At 51.0% G+C, this 15,097-nt stretch carries 15 protein-coding genes; 2 read left to right on the top strand and 13 right to left on the bottom strand.

Annotated features, from left to right (window positions below):
* Positions 1-112: 112 nt before the first annotated feature.
* The gene (gene mnmC / locus A9180_RS04355) at positions 113-2,119 is read left to right on the top strand and encodes a bifunctional tRNA (5-methylaminomethyl-2-thiouridine)(34)-methyltransferase MnmD/FAD-dependent 5-carboxymethylaminomethyl-2-thiouridine(34) oxidoreductase MnmC (RefSeq protein WP_064526503.1); all 2,007 of its coding nucleotides are present in this window, start codon (positions 113-115) and stop codon (positions 2,117-2,119) included.
* Between the two features lie 403 nt (positions 2,120-2,522).
* Here the strand turns inward: mnmC and A9180_RS04350 are convergent, their stop codons facing one another.
* From A9180_RS04350 to prmB, 6 genes are all read right to left on the bottom strand, one after another.
* Complete coding sequence (locus A9180_RS04350; protein WP_000559761.1) at positions 2,523-2,801, bottom strand: YfcL family protein; 279 nt, start codon at positions 2,799-2,801, stop codon at positions 2,523-2,525.
* Positions 2,802-2,834: 33 nt separating this feature from the next.
* Positions 2,835-3,383 carry an elongation factor P hydroxylase gene (gene epmC / locus A9180_RS04345; protein ID WP_064526500.1) on the bottom strand — a complete coding sequence of 183 codons (549 nt, stop codon included), beginning with the start codon at positions 3,381-3,383 and terminating at the stop codon, positions 2,835-2,837.
* Positions 3,383-4,192, bottom strand: coding sequence for a sulfite exporter TauE/SafE family protein (locus A9180_RS04340; RefSeq protein WP_064526496.1), 810 nt, complete (start codon positions 4,190-4,192; stop codon positions 3,383-3,385). The genes epmC and A9180_RS04340 overlap by 1 nt, the downstream gene beginning before the upstream one ends.
* Complete coding sequence (gene mepA, locus A9180_RS04335; RefSeq protein WP_064526493.1) at positions 4,192-5,016, bottom strand: penicillin-insensitive murein endopeptidase; 825 nt, start codon at positions 5,014-5,016, stop codon at positions 4,192-4,194. Before mepA ends, A9180_RS04340 begins: the two co-directional genes overlap by 1 nt.
* Before the next feature lie 3 nt (positions 5,017-5,019).
* The gene (gene aroC, locus A9180_RS04330; RefSeq protein ID WP_064526490.1) at positions 5,020-6,105 is read right to left on the bottom strand and encodes a chorismate synthase; all 1,086 of its coding nucleotides are present in this window, start codon (positions 6,103-6,105) and stop codon (positions 5,020-5,022) included.
* 158 nt (positions 6,106-6,263) lie between these two features.
* Complete coding sequence (gene prmB / locus A9180_RS04325) at positions 6,264-7,196, bottom strand: 50S ribosomal protein L3 N(5)-glutamine methyltransferase (RefSeq protein WP_064526487.1); 933 nt, start codon at positions 7,194-7,196, stop codon at positions 6,264-6,266.
* Between the two features lie 165 nt (positions 7,197-7,361).
* On the opposite strand from prmB, the gene smrB reads away from it, so the two are divergent.
* Positions 7,362-7,913, top strand: a complete 552-nt coding sequence (gene smrB / locus A9180_RS04320; RefSeq protein ID WP_000730806.1) for an endonuclease SmrB — start codon at positions 7,362-7,364, stop codon at positions 7,911-7,913.
* Between the two features lie 167 nt (positions 7,914-8,080).
* On the opposite strand, the gene A9180_RS04315 is transcribed toward smrB, so the two are convergent.
* The 7 genes from A9180_RS04315 to A9180_RS04285 form a co-directional block, all read right to left on the bottom strand.
* Complete coding sequence (locus A9180_RS04315) at positions 8,081-8,818, bottom strand: StfH/YfcO family fimbrial adhesin (protein ID WP_316246019.1); 738 nt, start codon at positions 8,816-8,818, stop codon at positions 8,081-8,083.
* 118 nt (positions 8,819-8,936) lie between these two features.
* Positions 8,937-9,461 carry a fimbrial protein gene (locus A9180_RS04310; protein WP_064526480.1) on the bottom strand — a complete coding sequence of 175 codons (525 nt, stop codon included), beginning with the start codon at positions 9,459-9,461 and terminating at the stop codon, positions 8,937-8,939.
* Positions 9,458-9,943, bottom strand: coding sequence for a fimbrial protein (locus A9180_RS04305; protein ID WP_064526477.1), 486 nt, complete (start codon positions 9,941-9,943; stop codon positions 9,458-9,460). The genes A9180_RS04310 and A9180_RS04305 overlap by 4 nt, the downstream gene beginning before the upstream one ends.
* The gene (locus A9180_RS04300) at positions 9,940-10,443 is read right to left on the bottom strand and encodes a fimbrial protein (protein WP_064526474.1); all 504 of its coding nucleotides are present in this window, start codon (positions 10,441-10,443) and stop codon (positions 9,940-9,942) included. Before A9180_RS04300 ends, A9180_RS04305 begins: the two co-directional genes overlap by 4 nt.
* Before the next feature lie 15 nt (positions 10,444-10,458).
* Positions 10,459-11,211 (bottom strand): fimbria/pilus periplasmic chaperone, encoded by a 753-nt coding sequence (locus A9180_RS04295; RefSeq protein WP_064526471.1) that lies wholly within the window; start codon positions 11,209-11,211, stop codon positions 10,459-10,461.
* 22 nt (positions 11,212-11,233) lie between these two features.
* Entirely contained in the window at positions 11,234-13,873 is a 2,640-nt protein-coding gene (locus A9180_RS04290; protein WP_064526468.1) for a fimbrial biogenesis outer membrane usher protein, read from the bottom strand.
* An 81-nt stretch (positions 13,874-13,954) separates the two neighbouring features.
* Complete coding sequence (locus A9180_RS04285) at positions 13,955-14,518, bottom strand: fimbrial protein (RefSeq protein ID WP_064526463.1); 564 nt, start codon at positions 14,516-14,518, stop codon at positions 13,955-13,957.
* Positions 14,519-15,097 lie beyond the last annotated feature (579 nt).

Below are 15,097 nucleotides of genomic sequence, written 5' to 3'. Positions count from 1 at the left end.
TAGCGTACACTTGTACGCCGAACAAGTCCGATCAGCCAATTAATAGAGAAATTTGCGCAGCCTGGCACACATCGCTAAGATCGAGTCACCGCCTGTAAGACGAGTAACTTACGTGAAACACTACTCCATACAACCTGCCAACCTCGAATTTAATGCTGAGGGTACACCTGTTTCCCGAGATTTTGACGATGTCTATTTTTCCAACGATAACGGACTGGAAGAGACGCGTTATGTTTTTCTTGGGGGTAACCAATTAGAGGCACGCTTCCCCTGTCATCCACATCCTTTGTTTGTGGTAGGAGAAAGCGGCTTCGGCACCGGATTAAACTTCCTGACGCTATGGCAGGCATTTGCTCAGTTTCGCGAAGCGCATCCGCAGGCGCAGTTACAACGCTTACATTTCATTAGTTTTGAGAAATTTCCCCTCACTCGTGCTGATTTAGCGTTAGCGCACCAACACTGGCCAGAACTGGCGCCGTGGGCGGAACAGCTTCAGGCACAGTGGCCTTTACCCCTGCCCGGTTGCCATCGGTTATTGCTCGATGAAGGCCGCGTAACGCTGGATTTATGGTTTGGCGATATTAACGAACTGACCAGCCAACTGGACGATTCGCTGAATCAAAAAGTGGATGCCTGGTTTCTGGACGGCTTTGCGCCCGCGAAAAACCCGGATATGTGGACGCAAAACCTGTTTAATGCAATGGCCCGACTGGCGCGCCCTGGCGGCACGCTGGCAACCTTTACGTCTGCCGGTTTTGTCCGCCGTGGTTTGCAGGAAGCCGGATTCACAATGCAAAAGCGTAAGGGCTTTGGGCGAAAACGGGAAATGCTTTGCGGGGTGATGGAACAGACATTACCACTCCCCTGCTCCACGCCGTGGTTTAACCGTACGGGCAGCAGCAAACGGGAAGCGGCGATTATCGGCGGCGGTATTGCCAGCGCGTTGTTGTCACTGGCGCTATTACGTCGCGGCTGGCAGGTAACGCTTTATTGCGCGGATGAAGCCCCCGCGCTGGGTGCTTCCGGCAATCGTCAGGGAGCGCTGTATCCGCTCTTAAGTAAACACGATGAATCGCTAAACCGCTTTTTCTCTAATGCGTTTACTTTTGCTCGTCGGATTTATGATTTATTGCCCGTTAAATTTGATCATGACTGGTGCGGCGTCACGCAGTTAGGCTGGGATGAAAAAAGTCAGCATAAAATCGCACAGATGCTGTCGATGGATTTACCCGCAGAGTTGGCTGTTGCCGTTGAGGCAAATGAGGTTGAACAAATTACGGGCGTTGCGACCCATTGCGGCGGCATTACTTATCCGCAGGGTGGCTGGCTGTGTCCGGCGGAACTGACACGTAATGTGCTGGAACTGGCAGAACAGCAAGGTTTGCAGATTCATTATCAACATCAGTTACAAGATTTATCCCGTAAAGATGACTGTTGGTTGTTGAGTTTTAAGAATAATCAGCAAGCGACGCATAGCGTGGTGGTACTGGCGAACGGGCATCAAATCAGCCGTTTCAGCCAAACATCATCTCTGCCGGTATATTCGGTTGCCGGTCAGGTCAGCCATATTCCGACAACGCCGGAACTGGCGACGCTGAAGAAGGTGCTGTGCTATGACGGTTATCTCACGCCACAAAATCCGGCGAATCAGCACCATTGTATTGGTGCCAGTTACCATCGCGGTAGTGAAGAGACAGCGTACAGTGAGGAGGATCAGCAGCAGAACCGCCAGCGGTTGATTGATTGTTTCCCGCAAGCGCAGTGGGCGAAAGAAGTTGATGTCAGTGATAAAGACGCTCGTTGCGGTGTACGTTGTGCCACCCGCGATCATCTGCCAATGGTGGGCAACGTGCCTGATTATGACGCAACACTCGCGGAATATGCCTCGCTGGCAGAACAGAAAGAAAACGCGGTCAGCGCACCGGTTTATACCGATCTCTTTATGCTAGCTGCTTTGGGTTCGCGTGGTTTGTGCTCTGCCCCGCTATGCGCCGAAATTCTGGCGGCGCAGATGAGTGAAGAACCAATTCCGATGGATGCCAGTACGCTGGCGGCGTTAAACCCGAATCGGTTATGGGTGCGGAAGTTATTGAAAGGTAAAGCGGTTAAGGTCGGGTAATCTGCTTTGGCATTGATTGTCGGATGCGGCGGGAACGCCTTATCCGACCTACGTGTAACATGTAGGCCTAATAAAACGCGGTAAGCGTCGCATCAGGCATGGTGCAATCAATGTCGGATGCGGCGTGAACGCCTTATCCGACCTACGTGTAACGTGTAGGCCTAATAAGACGCGGTAAGCGTCGCATCAGGCATGGTGCAATCAATGTCGGATGCGGCGTGAACGCCTTATCCGACCTACGTGTAACGTGTAGGCCTAATAAGACGCGGTAAGCGTCGCATCAGGCATGGTGCAATCAATGTTGGATGCGGCGTGAACGCCTTATCCGACCTACGTGTAACCTGTAGGCCTGATAAGACGCGGTAAGCGTCGCATCAGGCATTATGCTCCAGACGCTAACAAATTACTGCTGTGAAGCCTGCTGAAACAGGTGTTCCCACATATCGGTTACCAGCGCCTGGTCACGCGGCGACAATTCACCCGCGCCAATGGCTTTTTCCAGACTCTGGCTAACGGTCGTATGCACCGCCTGAGCGGAGTGGTCATCACCACTTTCCAGTTCTGCGATGGCTAATGTCAGGTGTCCACGCAAATACCCACTGGCAAACAACTCATCATCACTGGCATGGTCAACCATACCGTCGATTAATGCCAGAATGCGTGATTCAAACTCCGCGATCATCTTCTTTCCTCATTGTAAAACGTGGCGCTGGCTTTAGTTGAGCGCTTCCGGCCACGGGAACTGTTCCGCCGTAAGTTCCGGCGTGTGATAATAATTTTGTAATGCGTTTATGAAGCGTGCCGGACGTTCCGGAATGCCGTTTGCCAGATAATCCATCACCTGCGCATGTACCCGCCGCTGGAACACCACGCGATCCGGTTCGAAATCCCCTTCCAGATTGTCGCAACTGACGTTAAACGGATATCCCGCCGCCACGCAGAACAACCAGTCAAGCGCCTGCGGCTTAACTTCAACATCTTCAAACTGGCTTTGCGTTTGGGCATCGCGTCCGTCCGGGCAATACCAGTAGCCGAAGTCAACCAGCTCACGGCGCGCTTTCCCGGCAATGCACCAGTGCGAAATCTCATGGATGGCGCTGGCATAAAAGCCATGAGCGAAGACGATTCGGTTATACGGTACTTCCGCATCAGCAGGAAGATAGATCGGTTCGTCGTCGCCTTTAATCAGACGGGTATTAAATTCATCGGCAAAGCAGCTATTAAAAATTTCAATCAACTGCTCGTAGTGGTGTGTAGTGTTCATTAGTTCATCCCCAACCAGTGGAGGATCTCCTGTCCATGGCTATCATAAAGTAATTTGGCACTCATCACCGCCGAGACGATTACGATCATCGGGCGGATCAGCTTTTGTCCTTTGCTCAACACCAGTCTTGAACCCATACGTGCGCCGAGGAACTGCCCCACCAGCATCACGAATCCCGTTGCCCAGATCACTTTGCCGCCGAGAATAAACAGCAGCAAACCGCCGATGTTTGAAGTCGCGTTGAGTAATTTTGCGTGGGCAGTGGCTTTGGCAAGGTTGAATCCGCACAGCGTAACGAAGGCCAGCGCATAAAACGATCCTGCTGCCGGACCAAAGAATCCGTCATAAAAACCGACGCAGCCACCGGCAATTAACGCGAAGGGCAAACCGTACATCCGGCGCTGGCGATCTTCTTCTCCCAGTTTGGGCATCAGTAAGAAATAGAGGCCGATGCAAATCACCAGGATGGGCAATATCTGCCGTAATATATCGGCCTGAACATATTGCACCAGCAGTGCGCCGCTCATTGAGCCAACAAAGGTCATGGCGATATTGAGTTTTTGGTCGCTTAAACTGACGACTTTGCGGCGAATAAAATAGATAGTGGCCGAGATTGAGCCACCACAAGCTTGCAGTTTATTGGTTGCCAGCGCGTTAGCTGGAGACATCCCCGCCGCCATTAGCGCCGGAATGGTAAGTAACCCACCACCACCGGCAATCGAGTCGATAAATCCCGCCAGCATGGCGACAAAAAAGAGGACTCCCAGCAACAGCGGGGAAACCATAAACAGGCTATTAAACGTTTCCATTAGATCACGTGCTCATCCAGTAGCGCCTGGCAGGAAGGCGGCAACGGAGGCGGTGTCTTCTTCTCAGGCTTTGTTGTTCCCGGTTTTGGAGGTTCAAACCAGCTTTGCAGTTCTGCCCCGCAACCATCGCCCGGTGGTGGTAAAGGTTGATCTTCACACTCCAGACTATCGGCAGGACAACGTAATCGTACATGCATATGTGCGCGATGCTGGAACCAGGGTCGCACTTTTCGTAACCAGTCGCGATCGGTACCCGCATCAAGGCAAAGTTGTTGTTTAATCGCCGGATTAACAAAAATGCGCGTGACGTCTTTGTCCTGGGCGGCGAGTTTGATCAAGCTGAAAATTTCCGGCTTCCACAGAGTAGGAACGACACGCTTGCCATCACGGGAAACCAGATCTAATGCCTGCGGGCGCAAGAGCTGCGCGGAGGTCCAGCGTGTTTTTGGCAGTTGCAGGAAGATATCGACATCCAGTCCGGTCTGGTGACTGGCGTGACCGCCGTTGAAACGCCCACCAGCGGGCATTCCCATATCGCCAATCAGCACCGTACCCAAGCCCAGATTGTTCACCTGGCTACTCAGACGCTGGATAAACATCACCAGATCCGGGTGACCGAAATAGCGACGCTGATCGGTACGCATGACCTGATAATGTTCGGACTGTATCGGCAACGTGTCAGCGCCGACGATACAACCATTAGAAAAACTACCTATCGATTGTGCGCTACCCGGCACAGGTTGGGTTATTTTTTGCCACGGCGTCGCTGCCTGGCTGACGCTACTGGCAAGCAGGGCCAGTAGCGCAATCGCGGTTTTGTTCATGTTTTACCAGCGTGGAATATCAGTCTTCACATCGGCATTTTGCGCCCGCTGCCGTAACAGGTGATCCATTAAAACGATTGCCAGCATCGCTTCTGCGATCGGCACGGCGCGGATCCCGACACAGGGATCGTGGCGACCTTTGGTGATCATCTCAACTTCTTCGCCAAAGCGATTGATCGTGCGCCCAGGCACAGTAATGCTGGAGGTTGGCTTCAGCGCCATATGGGCAATGATTTGCTGCCCACTGCTGATACCGCCAAGAATGCCGCCTGCATGGTTGCTCTGAAAACCTTCTTTGGTGATTTCGTCGCGGTTCTGGCTGCCACGCAGCGCCACCACGTCAAAACCATCGCCAATTTCCACACCTTTCACCGCGTTGATGCTCATCAGCGCATGAGCGATGTCGGCATCCAGACGATCAAATACCGGTTCGCCAAGTCCTGCGGGTACACCACTTGCCACCACAGTGACTTTCGCGCCGATGGAGTCACCCTCTTTTTTCAGCGCGCGCATCAGTTCATCTAACGCGTCGATTTTGTCCGGGTCCGGGCAGAAGAAAGGATTTTGTTCGACCTGCGACCAGTCTTTGATTTCCAGGGGAATGTCGCCCATCTGGGTCAGGCAGCCGCGAATTTCGATGCCAAATTTCTCCGCGAGATATTTTTTGGCAATCGCCCCTGCCGCAACGCGCATGGCGGTTTCACGGGCGGAGGAGCGTCCACCGCCGCGATAGTCGCGCAGACCGTATTTTTGTTCGTAGGTGTAATCGGCATGGCCTGGACGGAAAACGTCTTTAATTGCGCTGTAATCCTGGGAACGCTGATCGGTGTTTTCGATCAGCAGGCCAATACTTGTACCAGTGGTAACACCTTCAAAAACGCCGGAGAGAATTTTTACCTGATCCGGTTCACGACGCTGGGTGGTATAGCGCGAGGTCCCAGGGCGACGACGGTCGAGATCATGTTGCAGATCCGCTTCCGTCAGCGGAATTCCTGGCGGAACACCATCGACGATGCAGCCGAGCGCCAGCCCGTGCGATTCGCCGAAGGTGGTTACGCGAAAGAGTTGTCCAATTGTGTTTCCAGCCATCACGGCTCCGTTATTGTTGTGTTTGCATTTTTTACTCTAAATAATTCAAGTTGCAGGAAGGCGACAAGTGAGTGAATCCCCAGGAGCTTACAGAAGTAAGTGACTGGGGTGAACGAGCGCAGACGCAGCACATGCAACTTGAAGAATGACGAGTAAATTTAATCTTTATAAATTCCAAAATGTTCCCGTGCCGCAATAAGCTGCGCTTTAGTGAGCATAAACACACCATCGCCGCCGTTATCAAACTCCAGCCAGGTGAACGGAACATCCGGATATTGTTCCATAAGATGTACCATGCTGTTGCCCACTTCACAAATCAGCACGCCATCATCAGCAAGGTAATCTGCCGCGTTACCGAGAATGCGGCGCGTCAGTTTCAGGCCGTCAGTGCCAGATGCCAGGCCCAGTTCCGGCTCGTGACGATATTCGTTTGGCAGGTCGGACATATCTTCCGCATCAACATACGGCGGGTTAGTGACGATCAGGTCGTACTGCACTTTCGGCAAGTCACGGAACAGATCGGAACGAATCGGAATGACGTTGTGGATCAGACCATGTTCTTCGATGTTCTGTTCGGCTACCGCCAGCGCGTCGGGAGAGATATCTACCGCGTCGACTTCCGCTTCCGGGAAGGCATAAGCGCAGGCAATGGCGATGCAACCGCTACCAGTGCACATATCCAGAATATGTTGCGGTTGCTTGCTGATAAGTCCGGCAAACTTATTGTTGATCAGTTCACCAATCGGTGAGCGCGGCACCAGCACGCGTTCATCGACGTAAAATTCATGGCCGCAGAACCAGGCTTTGTTGGTCAGATAGGCCACCGGAACGCGATCGTTGACGCGGCGGATCACACGCTCAACAATACGGTGTTTTTCGCTGGAGGTCAGGCGGGCGTTGCGCATATCTTCCGGAATATCCAGCGGCAGATAGAGCGATGGCAATACCAGTTGCACCGCTTCATCCCACGGGTTGTCGGTGCCGTGGCCGTACCAGATATTTGCCGCGCTGAAGCGGCTAACCGACCAGCGCAACATGTCCTGAATGGTTTGCAGCTCATTTACTGCTTCATCAACGAAAATTTTATCCACGTATTCCTCCAGGGCATGGTCGCATTAATTTCGGCGGCTAGTTTGCCATGAAGATGACGATAAATCAGCATTCACGCGGCGATGACGCAGGAAAAATACGTTTTGACCGATCGATTGCGCTGCGAGTCGGGTAAACTGTAGGAAAATTAAAACAGAGATACATAAATGAAAAAGAAAACAACACTCAGCGAGGAGGACCAGGCACTGTTTCGCCAGTTGATGGCGGGCACTCGCAAGATTAAGCAGGACACAATTGTCCACCGACCGCAGCGTAAAAAAATCAGCGAAGTGCCGGTGAAGCGGTTGATTCAGGAACAGGCTGATGCCAGTCATTATTTCTCCGATGAGTTTCAACCGTTATTAAATACCGAAGGTCCGGTTAAATATGTCCGCCCGGATGTGAGCCATTTTGAGGCGAAGAAACTGCGTCGTGGTGATTATTCACCAGAGCTGTTTTTAGATTTGCATGGTCTGACGCAATTGCAAGCCAAACAAGAGTTAGGCGCATTGATTGCCGCCTGCCGCCGTGAGCATGTGTTTTGCGCCTGCGTGATGCATGGTCATGGTAAGCATATTTTGAAACAGCAAACGCCGCTGTGGCTGGCGCAACATCCGCATGTAATGGCATTTCACCAGGCGCCGAAAGAGTACGGCGGAGATGCGGCGTTGTTAGTGTTGATTGAAGTGGAAGAGTGGCTGCCGCCGGAGTTACCTTGAATACCAGGAGGCGGATGCGTTTTGCCATTTCACCCTGACTGCTGGCATCGAATGCCGGATGCGGCGTAAACGCCTTATCCGGCTTACAAATTGGTATCGTCTGTAAGCCTGATAAGACGCGTCAACGTCGCATCAGGCATCTGCGCACAACCACCGGATGCGATGTGCTAAAGCATATTCAGCACATACTGGAATCGACACGTTGAATCAATAGGTTGCAATGCACTGGTGTCCACACGCACCACAATATCATGCAGTTGCTCGTCGGTAATCGGATGTGGAATTGGCGTCACCGTCACTTTAGCATCGTCGCAGCCTGATGTCGTAAAGGTGATCATCTGCGATACAAAGCGGCAATTGGCTCCACGATCGTCAAACTGACTACCGTCACACAACTTCTGGCTTTCCATTAAATAAGTCGATAGGGTTTTCTCGATGATTCCCCCTACGGCGTCGGTTGATTGCAGATTTAACGTTTTTTTATGCAACACCGTATTCTTATCCCAGGATACATCATATGTCGCCAGCGGTATTGAGGGGCAGGCAGAGTTATGAGTCTTTGGCCCTGTATATGTTGCCCCTACGGCCCCTTCATCCGTAGTTGTAATCTGGCTCGATACCAACCACGGACACCCTTGCACGTCTCCTGTTACTGAAACCTTCAAATCAGCCTCATAACAATCCCAACCTTTGCCGCTGGTAGAAGGAACACTGGTAATACCCGGGCACGTTGAATCGGGTAAACCGTATGCTTGCAAAAAATTAATTGTCGGTGCCGGTATACCAGCCGGCCCATTCCAGCTTATAAGCCTCAAATTACCAGTTGTGAGTATATGGGGGTTACTGGACTCATACTCCCCTGTATACACCCCTGTTGAAGTCACCACCTCCAGCTTAAATACCATGTGTGCGGCGAAGCTTGGGGCTCCCATCGGGGTATACATCATAAAATCCTCTGCATGGGCCGCCAGGCTAAATAACATCAGTGTCAGTACGCCCAAAAAACATCGTATTATTTTCATTTTAAATGTACTCAAAAGTGGCGATCAGGCTGGCGGTGAAGTCACCCGAGGTTACGTCACGACCGCTTTTCGCCTGCAACCAGGTATTAAAATTGAGGTTATTCGCGCCATTACTGAGATTGAAAATCGCGCCAGTAGTGTCGTTAAGAGGTACCCACGTTCCGTCGAACTTTTCCATACCTATTCCTACCCCTTGCGCACCCGAAGCCGAATCAAGTGCCAGAAAACCTGGCTGTTCGCTATCTTCCGTACCAGTCAGCGTGACTTTCACCTGGTAATCCGCCGGGCCTTTGCAATCTTTTAGCTTAAAGACCACCGGCACCCGGGCAGATTGCCCCGCGACCATTAAATCCTGACTGCTGATGGTGGGGAAATGCACTTCCGCCAGCACGTCGCCCTCCACCACCAGGGTGCAGGTTTTACTTAACAAATTGCCGTAAAAATGCAGATTGTCCGCCGCCAATGTGGTTTCACTGGCAGTTAGCATGAGACTTGCCAGGAGCATACAACCGGTCTTTGTCTTCATTGATAATCCACCCGTAATGTTGCGTACGCTGAAAACGTGCCGTCGTTTAATGTGGCGCCGCTCGCTTTCACCGGAACAGCTTCCAGCTTCGGCTTTTGTGTAAAATCCGTGGCATTAATGAGCAGCGGGGTATTGAGTTGAAAACGTTGCCCATTTTGCAAAAGCTGAATACCGAATCCAGGAACATCGGTTTCGATTGCCGCATCGTTGTAACTGGTTTGCGTACCCGTCCAGGTGAGCGTCATCTCCCAGGCTGTATTCCGGTAGTCCGAATCACATTTAATGGTGTACGGCACCTCCTGGCGGGCGTAGTTGCCGTCAATACTGTCGATAAGCACATCACGAAACTCTAGTTCAATGGTCTGGCCTTCGTTGATCGTGCAGGCAGGTGGCGACACCAGCGTGCCGTGAAAGGTAATATCCGGCGAGGCCTGAACGCCCCCGCATACACCACAAATCAGGAAAAGTGCGAGTCGTTTCATTGGTAATCCACCACCATCGTCATACTGGCGTTAAATTCCGCTGGTGTGAGTTGTACGCCGCTCTGTTTTACCGGCACAGCCTTCAGTTCCGGCAGGCTATTAACCGCAAAAGGCGTCCAGTTATTTTCACCGATGGAAAACAGTGAGTTATCGGCGGCGTTTTCGATACGGATGCCAAACCCGGCAATGCCTGCATCCAGTACAGTCTCACCGTTCACCGTAGTGGTGGTGCCTTTCAGTTGCATCCGCAGATCGTCTGAAAGACGTCCTGAACAATCGAGGGTATACGCTGCGTTCTGACGGTAGTTGTTGCCATCAATACTGGCGATCACCACATCGCCAAACTCCACCGCACTGCCGGTAACGGTACAGGGCGGCGGCATATCCACCCTGACAATGAGTTCCAGATTGACGGGTTTTGTTTCCGCACTGGCAACATTCCCCGCCACGTTACAGGCCAACAGCATGGCAACTGCCCCGGTAAGAAAAATTTGTCTCATGTCGCTCCCCCGGCATCAGCCTTTGCGGCTCTGCTCTGCATCTACCTGGCAGGTGTTGCCCGTACAGGTGAAGAACAGCGGCATACGCGCCCCGAAGTCATTCACATACGTGAGCACCGGAACGCTATCCATTTTGACCTTTAACGGCACGGAGGTTTTTGGCGATATCACCAACGGCGAAAATCCCGCTGCCGGAGTGCCGTTTTTTTGCGTGCTGGCGTTGCTGAGAATGACGTAGTAAGGCGTCGGGTTGTTGACGATAAATTCCTGACCGCTACGGGTTAAGGTCACCTTGTGCTGCCACGGGTTTTTCATACTGGTCTTTTCCAGCGCCTTTGGTCGCCAGAACAGCTTGATGCGCGTCTGTAACGCAATCTGTAGCGTGTTAGGTTTGTTCGATTTTGGCGGGATCTCGCGCACGTTGAAATAAAACATGCTTTCACGATCGGCAGGCAGCTTGTTGATATCCGGCATACCCTGCACCTTCACCTGACCGTTCATCATGGCATCGATGCGCTGCACAGGCGGCAGTACCGTCAGCGGCGAGCTAATCTTGTTCCCCTGCTCATCCTCCATCCAGCTTTGCGCCAGATACGGCATTTTTTGGTCGTTATTGCGCAGCGTAACGCTAATCGACTTGTCGCTTTCATTAAAAATCAAACGAGTCCGGTCCGGGGTGACCGATGCCTGAGCTGACAAGCTGGTAGCAGTTAACAGTAACGCCAGCGTCGTTGCTGCTGTTTTAGCAGAACAAAATAGATTCTTCATGGATCATTCCTTAATCACGTTATTAGTTAGCTGATACCGATATCGGCGGTTCTGTTGGCGCAACCTGTTTGGTCTGTTCCTGGATAGCCGGCTTAATATCATTTGGCTCCGAGGGAGATGTCGCCCCTGTTTGCTGGCATGGCAATAACAAACCATTGAACAGATCGGCAGGCAGCGGGTCAGGTAGATGAATATCGCAATGGGCAACACTGCCCCATGAAACGGTCATATGCTCGCCTGCTTTTACACCCGCGAGATAGACGTTGCCGTCATCATCAACCAGACCGACATTCTGCGCGTTATCGTTTTTCACTTCCGCGCCAAACGGTGGATAGCTGCCATCTTGCAGACGCAGTACTGCCATCGCTTTTTGCCCGCTGATCACCGAGAATTTACGGTAGCCAATGGCCCCTTCGGTGAGCGTTGCCTGCACCACGGACTGAGTAGCTTCAGCGTTTTCCGGTAGGTTGTTAAGGTCGATATACGCCTGGTTGCGGTAGTAGTTGTTGACGTCTGCCACCACGGCTTTACCGAACATATTGGTGTAAACCGCTGCGCCATTTCCTTCGACCGGAACACCGGCCACGCCATCAGCATCAATTAACAGACGCGTGCCGCCCATATTCTGGGTCCGATGGAGCGCACCACCTTGCGCGGTGAGTGTTGCTCCGCCCTGAAGAGAAATCCCTGCCGAGGTGTACTGCCCTTCATGGTAGTTGGCACTGAGATCTACCTGTGCCAGCGAGCCATCGTGGCTGTAATAGCCATCAACGCTGGAGTGATGGTCACTGGTGCCCACGTTCAACTGGTAGTGAGTTGCGTCATCAACACGGCTGAAATATCCCACCTGACTGCTATCCGAACCGCTACCATAGTTGCCGTTATAGCTGATGGTGCTGCTGTCACCCCACGGCATACTGAGCGAAATGTACACACCTTTATCGGACTGGTTGTCATACTCGTAGCGGTATCCTGTCATGGAAATGCTCATATTGCGGATACTGCCTAAATTGAAGTAGTGCGAGAGCATGATGTTGTAGTTGGTCTGCTCGTCGCGATCCCAGTAGGTATGGCGGGTATAGTTGAGATAAACAGAAACACCGGCATCTCTGAAATTCTGGTTATAGGTGGCGGTGTACATCTCTTTATCATTGCCGGTGCGGACCATTTCGCTATCGCTGGCATCAAGATACTCGCTCATGGTCATGAAGTTCTCTTCCGAGAAGCGGTATCCGGCAAAGGTGACGCGGCTGTTGAGCTGATCAAAGTCTTTGGAATAACTCACGCGAAACGAGTTACCGTCCAGCGAACCTTTACCGTAGGCGGTGTCTTTATCCAGGTGAGTATGCGAGTGAGTAATATCAAAGGCGACCGCGCCAAATACAGACAGATCGCGACCAACGCCAAGCGCAGCCGATTGATAATGTTCATCCGCCAGCGCGCCGCCGTACAGCGACCAGCCGTTGGCAATCCCCCAGGAGGCTTCTCCGCCAGAGAAGAAACCGCCTTCTACGTGATGCCCCCACTCCTGCGGGCGTCCCATCATCAGTTTATAACGCACCTGGCCAGGGCGAGTCAGGAACGGCATAGAGGCAGTGTTGATGTCATATTCCTGCACCTGACCGTTCTGTTCTTCAATGCGGATGTGCAGCGTGCCAGAAACAGAATCACCAAGATCCTGGATGCGGAATGGCCCCGCAGGGACCTGCGTCTCGTAGATGACGCGGCCCATCTGGCTAACGGTCACTTTCGCGGTAGTGTGCGCCACGCCGGAAATATCCGGCGCATAACCGCGCAGATTCGGCGGCAACATTTGATCGTCGGTGCTGATACTGCCCCCCACGTAGTTAAAGCCGTCGAAAATATCAGAATTAAGGTAGTCTTCACCAAGGCCGAGTTTGGCTTTTAATGACGGCAAAGCCCGCCAGGCGTAGTAGCGACTCCACTCCCAGTTTTTTTGCGTGTCATCACCGCTGATAACATCGTCATTATTGCTTTTGCTGTGCTGGTAGTCGGTCTGCCAGTCGGCACGCAGACGCCACGCGCCGAGGTTAACCCCGACCGTCCCGTTACCGCTGATCTCGTTAGAGTCGTCGCCGCCATTTTCTTCGTGTCGTGTCTGGGCGGTCAGACTGTAGTCAGCGATTAAACCAGAAATACCATCATCCCAGCGTGAAGGCGGGTCCCAGTCAATATAGGTATATTCGAGATAAGCTTGTGGTAATGAAATGATTAACGCCGACTGACTCAGGTCAGCTTTAATGTCCATCCCTTCCAGTTGGCCGGGTTTCAGACATTTACCGTCATGGATCCAGTGCAGATTTTTCGCCACGTCTTCTTTTAAACCAAACTGGGCGACCAGTTCAGGTGTCAGGCAAGCATAGGTTTTACTGGCATCGTTCTCAGAGGCGTACCAATAGATATCGTGTTCTTCCGTCAGAGGCTGTTTATTTAGCTGAACCTGTAAATTATATTTCCCAGGTTCGACATACCCCTGGCTGGAAAATCGCTTCAGATCGATTTTTGTATCGCCTTTTAACTCCAGAAAACGGGAATCAAACTGAATTTCATCTTCAGCCCAGGCATTGACATAACTCCCGGACATTGCCAGTGCAATGCAGCAGGGAAGTACCCGTAGTCGGAAAAGAGAATGGTCAGGCATATACGTATCCATCCGTAATTATTATAATTTGCGCGAATTCCATTTAAAAACCCCATAGCCCGAAAGCTATGGGGATATCACTTAGAGATAAGTAACCTGGAACGTTGTGTTCGCTTCAAAGTTACCTAAATCTGGCGCATCAGCAGCACCCACCAGCCAGGCTTTAAAGTTCAGAGTCTGCTTCGCTTTGCCTTTGTTGGTAGAAGTATCTTTTACGATTGCCTGGTCGATGCCCATGCCACTTTTGTAAGAGGTACCCTGAGCGTCACCAATCGCCAGGCTGACATTGTTAAATGCCGCGCCGGTGTCAGTATTGTAAATGGTGTAGTAATTGCCGCTGTTGGCAGAGGACACGTTACCGGTGAAGGTCGTGGTCATGGTTGTCTGAGTGTCAAACACACAGTCTTGCAGATGGATCTGGAAATTTTTTGGTGTGGAAGTCCCGTTGTTTTTCAGGATCCCCGAACCAATGTCACCCATATCGACTTCCAGTTTGTGATCATCAGGAACGATGGAGCACGGGGAATCTTCAATGGTGCCGTAGAAACGTGCAGTACCGTTGTTGCCAGCAGCGATTGTTGAAGTAGAAGCGAACGCCCCCATTACCATTGTTGCAGCAATAGCTGTTTTTACAAACTTACTCATTATTTGTCCTTAAACCATAAATAATTAAAAATATAAACATTGCAATACATTGATTCAGTCAATAGCAATTATTTATACCCAGCCATTGAATAAGCTATCCGATCTAACTAACAAGAAAATAGGTCGCATAAGAAGATATTCTTTGGTGTGGGTGGATGGTGATATTTTCAGGAACGCAATACAAATTAAATTTACTAACGATTGAATGTAGAGCTTCTTAATATATAAAAAACAGCACCCATTTATCAGGATAATCTTATAAAAGTCCAATAAAATGGTTAAAAAGCATTGCTGGCATACCAAAAACAAATACCATTTGTTCATAAAATAGACAAAGGGAAATAACTGGATTGTAATTCTAACTTTGGTGAAATATAATATTTAAACGCTACAAGCAATATAAAATTAAGACTAAATAATATATTTACCTATTCCTTTTATATGTTTCGTTAGTTCAGATATGCGAAAAAACACCCGCCATTAAATGAGTGGCATGGTCTATCCACAGAGCGGAATATTTCAAATAAAAATTTATGCGCGGATACGATTTTCACTCAACATACCACCATTGAAGCACAC

This window comes from Escherichia sp. B1147 (assembly GCF_001660175.1).
In the GTDB taxonomy this organism is placed as follows: Bacteria; Pseudomonadota; Gammaproteobacteria; order Enterobacterales; family Enterobacteriaceae; genus Escherichia; species Escherichia whittamii.
The sequence above is the reverse complement of the archived record's forward strand: the minus strand, read 5'-3'. Positions and strand labels throughout refer to the sequence as shown.

Excerpts from the sequence above, each read along its gene's own strand:
- aroC (WP_064526490.1), bottom strand. The coding sequence starts at position 6,105 with ATGGCTGGAAACACAATTGGACAACTCTTTCGCGTAACCACCTTCGGC.
- mepA (WP_064526493.1), bottom strand. The coding sequence starts at position 5,016 with ATGAACAAAACCGCGATTGCGCTACTGGCCCTGCTTGCCAGTAGCGTC.
- A9180_RS04350 (WP_000559761.1), bottom strand. The coding sequence starts at position 2,801 with ATGATCGCGGAGTTTGAATCACGCATTCTGGCATTAATCGACGGTATG.
- A9180_RS04290 (WP_064526468.1), bottom strand. The coding sequence starts at position 13,873 with ATGCCTGACCATTCTCTTTTCCGACTACGGGTACTTCCCTGCTGCATT.
- A9180_RS04315 (WP_316246019.1), bottom strand. The coding sequence starts at position 8,818 with ATGGTATTTAAGCTGGAGGTGGTGACTTCAACAGGGGTGTATACAGGG.
- epmC (WP_064526500.1), bottom strand. The coding sequence starts at position 3,383 with ATGAACACTACACACCACTACGAGCAGTTGATTGAAATTTTTAATAGC.
- smrB (WP_000730806.1), top strand. The coding sequence starts at position 7,362 with ATGAAAAAGAAAACAACACTCAGCGAGGAGGACCAGGCACTGTTTCGC.
- A9180_RS04295 (WP_064526471.1), bottom strand. The coding sequence starts at position 11,211 with ATGAAGAATCTATTTTGTTCTGCTAAAACAGCAGCAACGACGCTGGCG.
- A9180_RS04300 (WP_064526474.1), bottom strand. The coding sequence starts at position 10,443 with ATGAGACAAATTTTTCTTACCGGGGCAGTTGCCATGCTGTTGGCCTGT.
- A9180_RS04285 (WP_064526463.1), bottom strand. The coding sequence starts at position 14,518 with ATGAGTAAGTTTGTAAAAACAGCTATTGCTGCAACAATGGTAATGGGG.
- A9180_RS04340 (WP_064526496.1), bottom strand. The coding sequence starts at position 4,192 with ATGGAAACGTTTAATAGCCTGTTTATGGTTTCCCCGCTGTTGCTGGGA.
- A9180_RS04310 (WP_064526480.1), bottom strand. The coding sequence starts at position 9,461 with ATGAAGACAAAGACCGGTTGTATGCTCCTGGCAAGTCTCATGCTAACT.
- A9180_RS04305 (WP_064526477.1), bottom strand. The coding sequence starts at position 9,943 with ATGAAACGACTCGCACTTTTCCTGATTTGTGGTGTATGCGGGGGCGTT.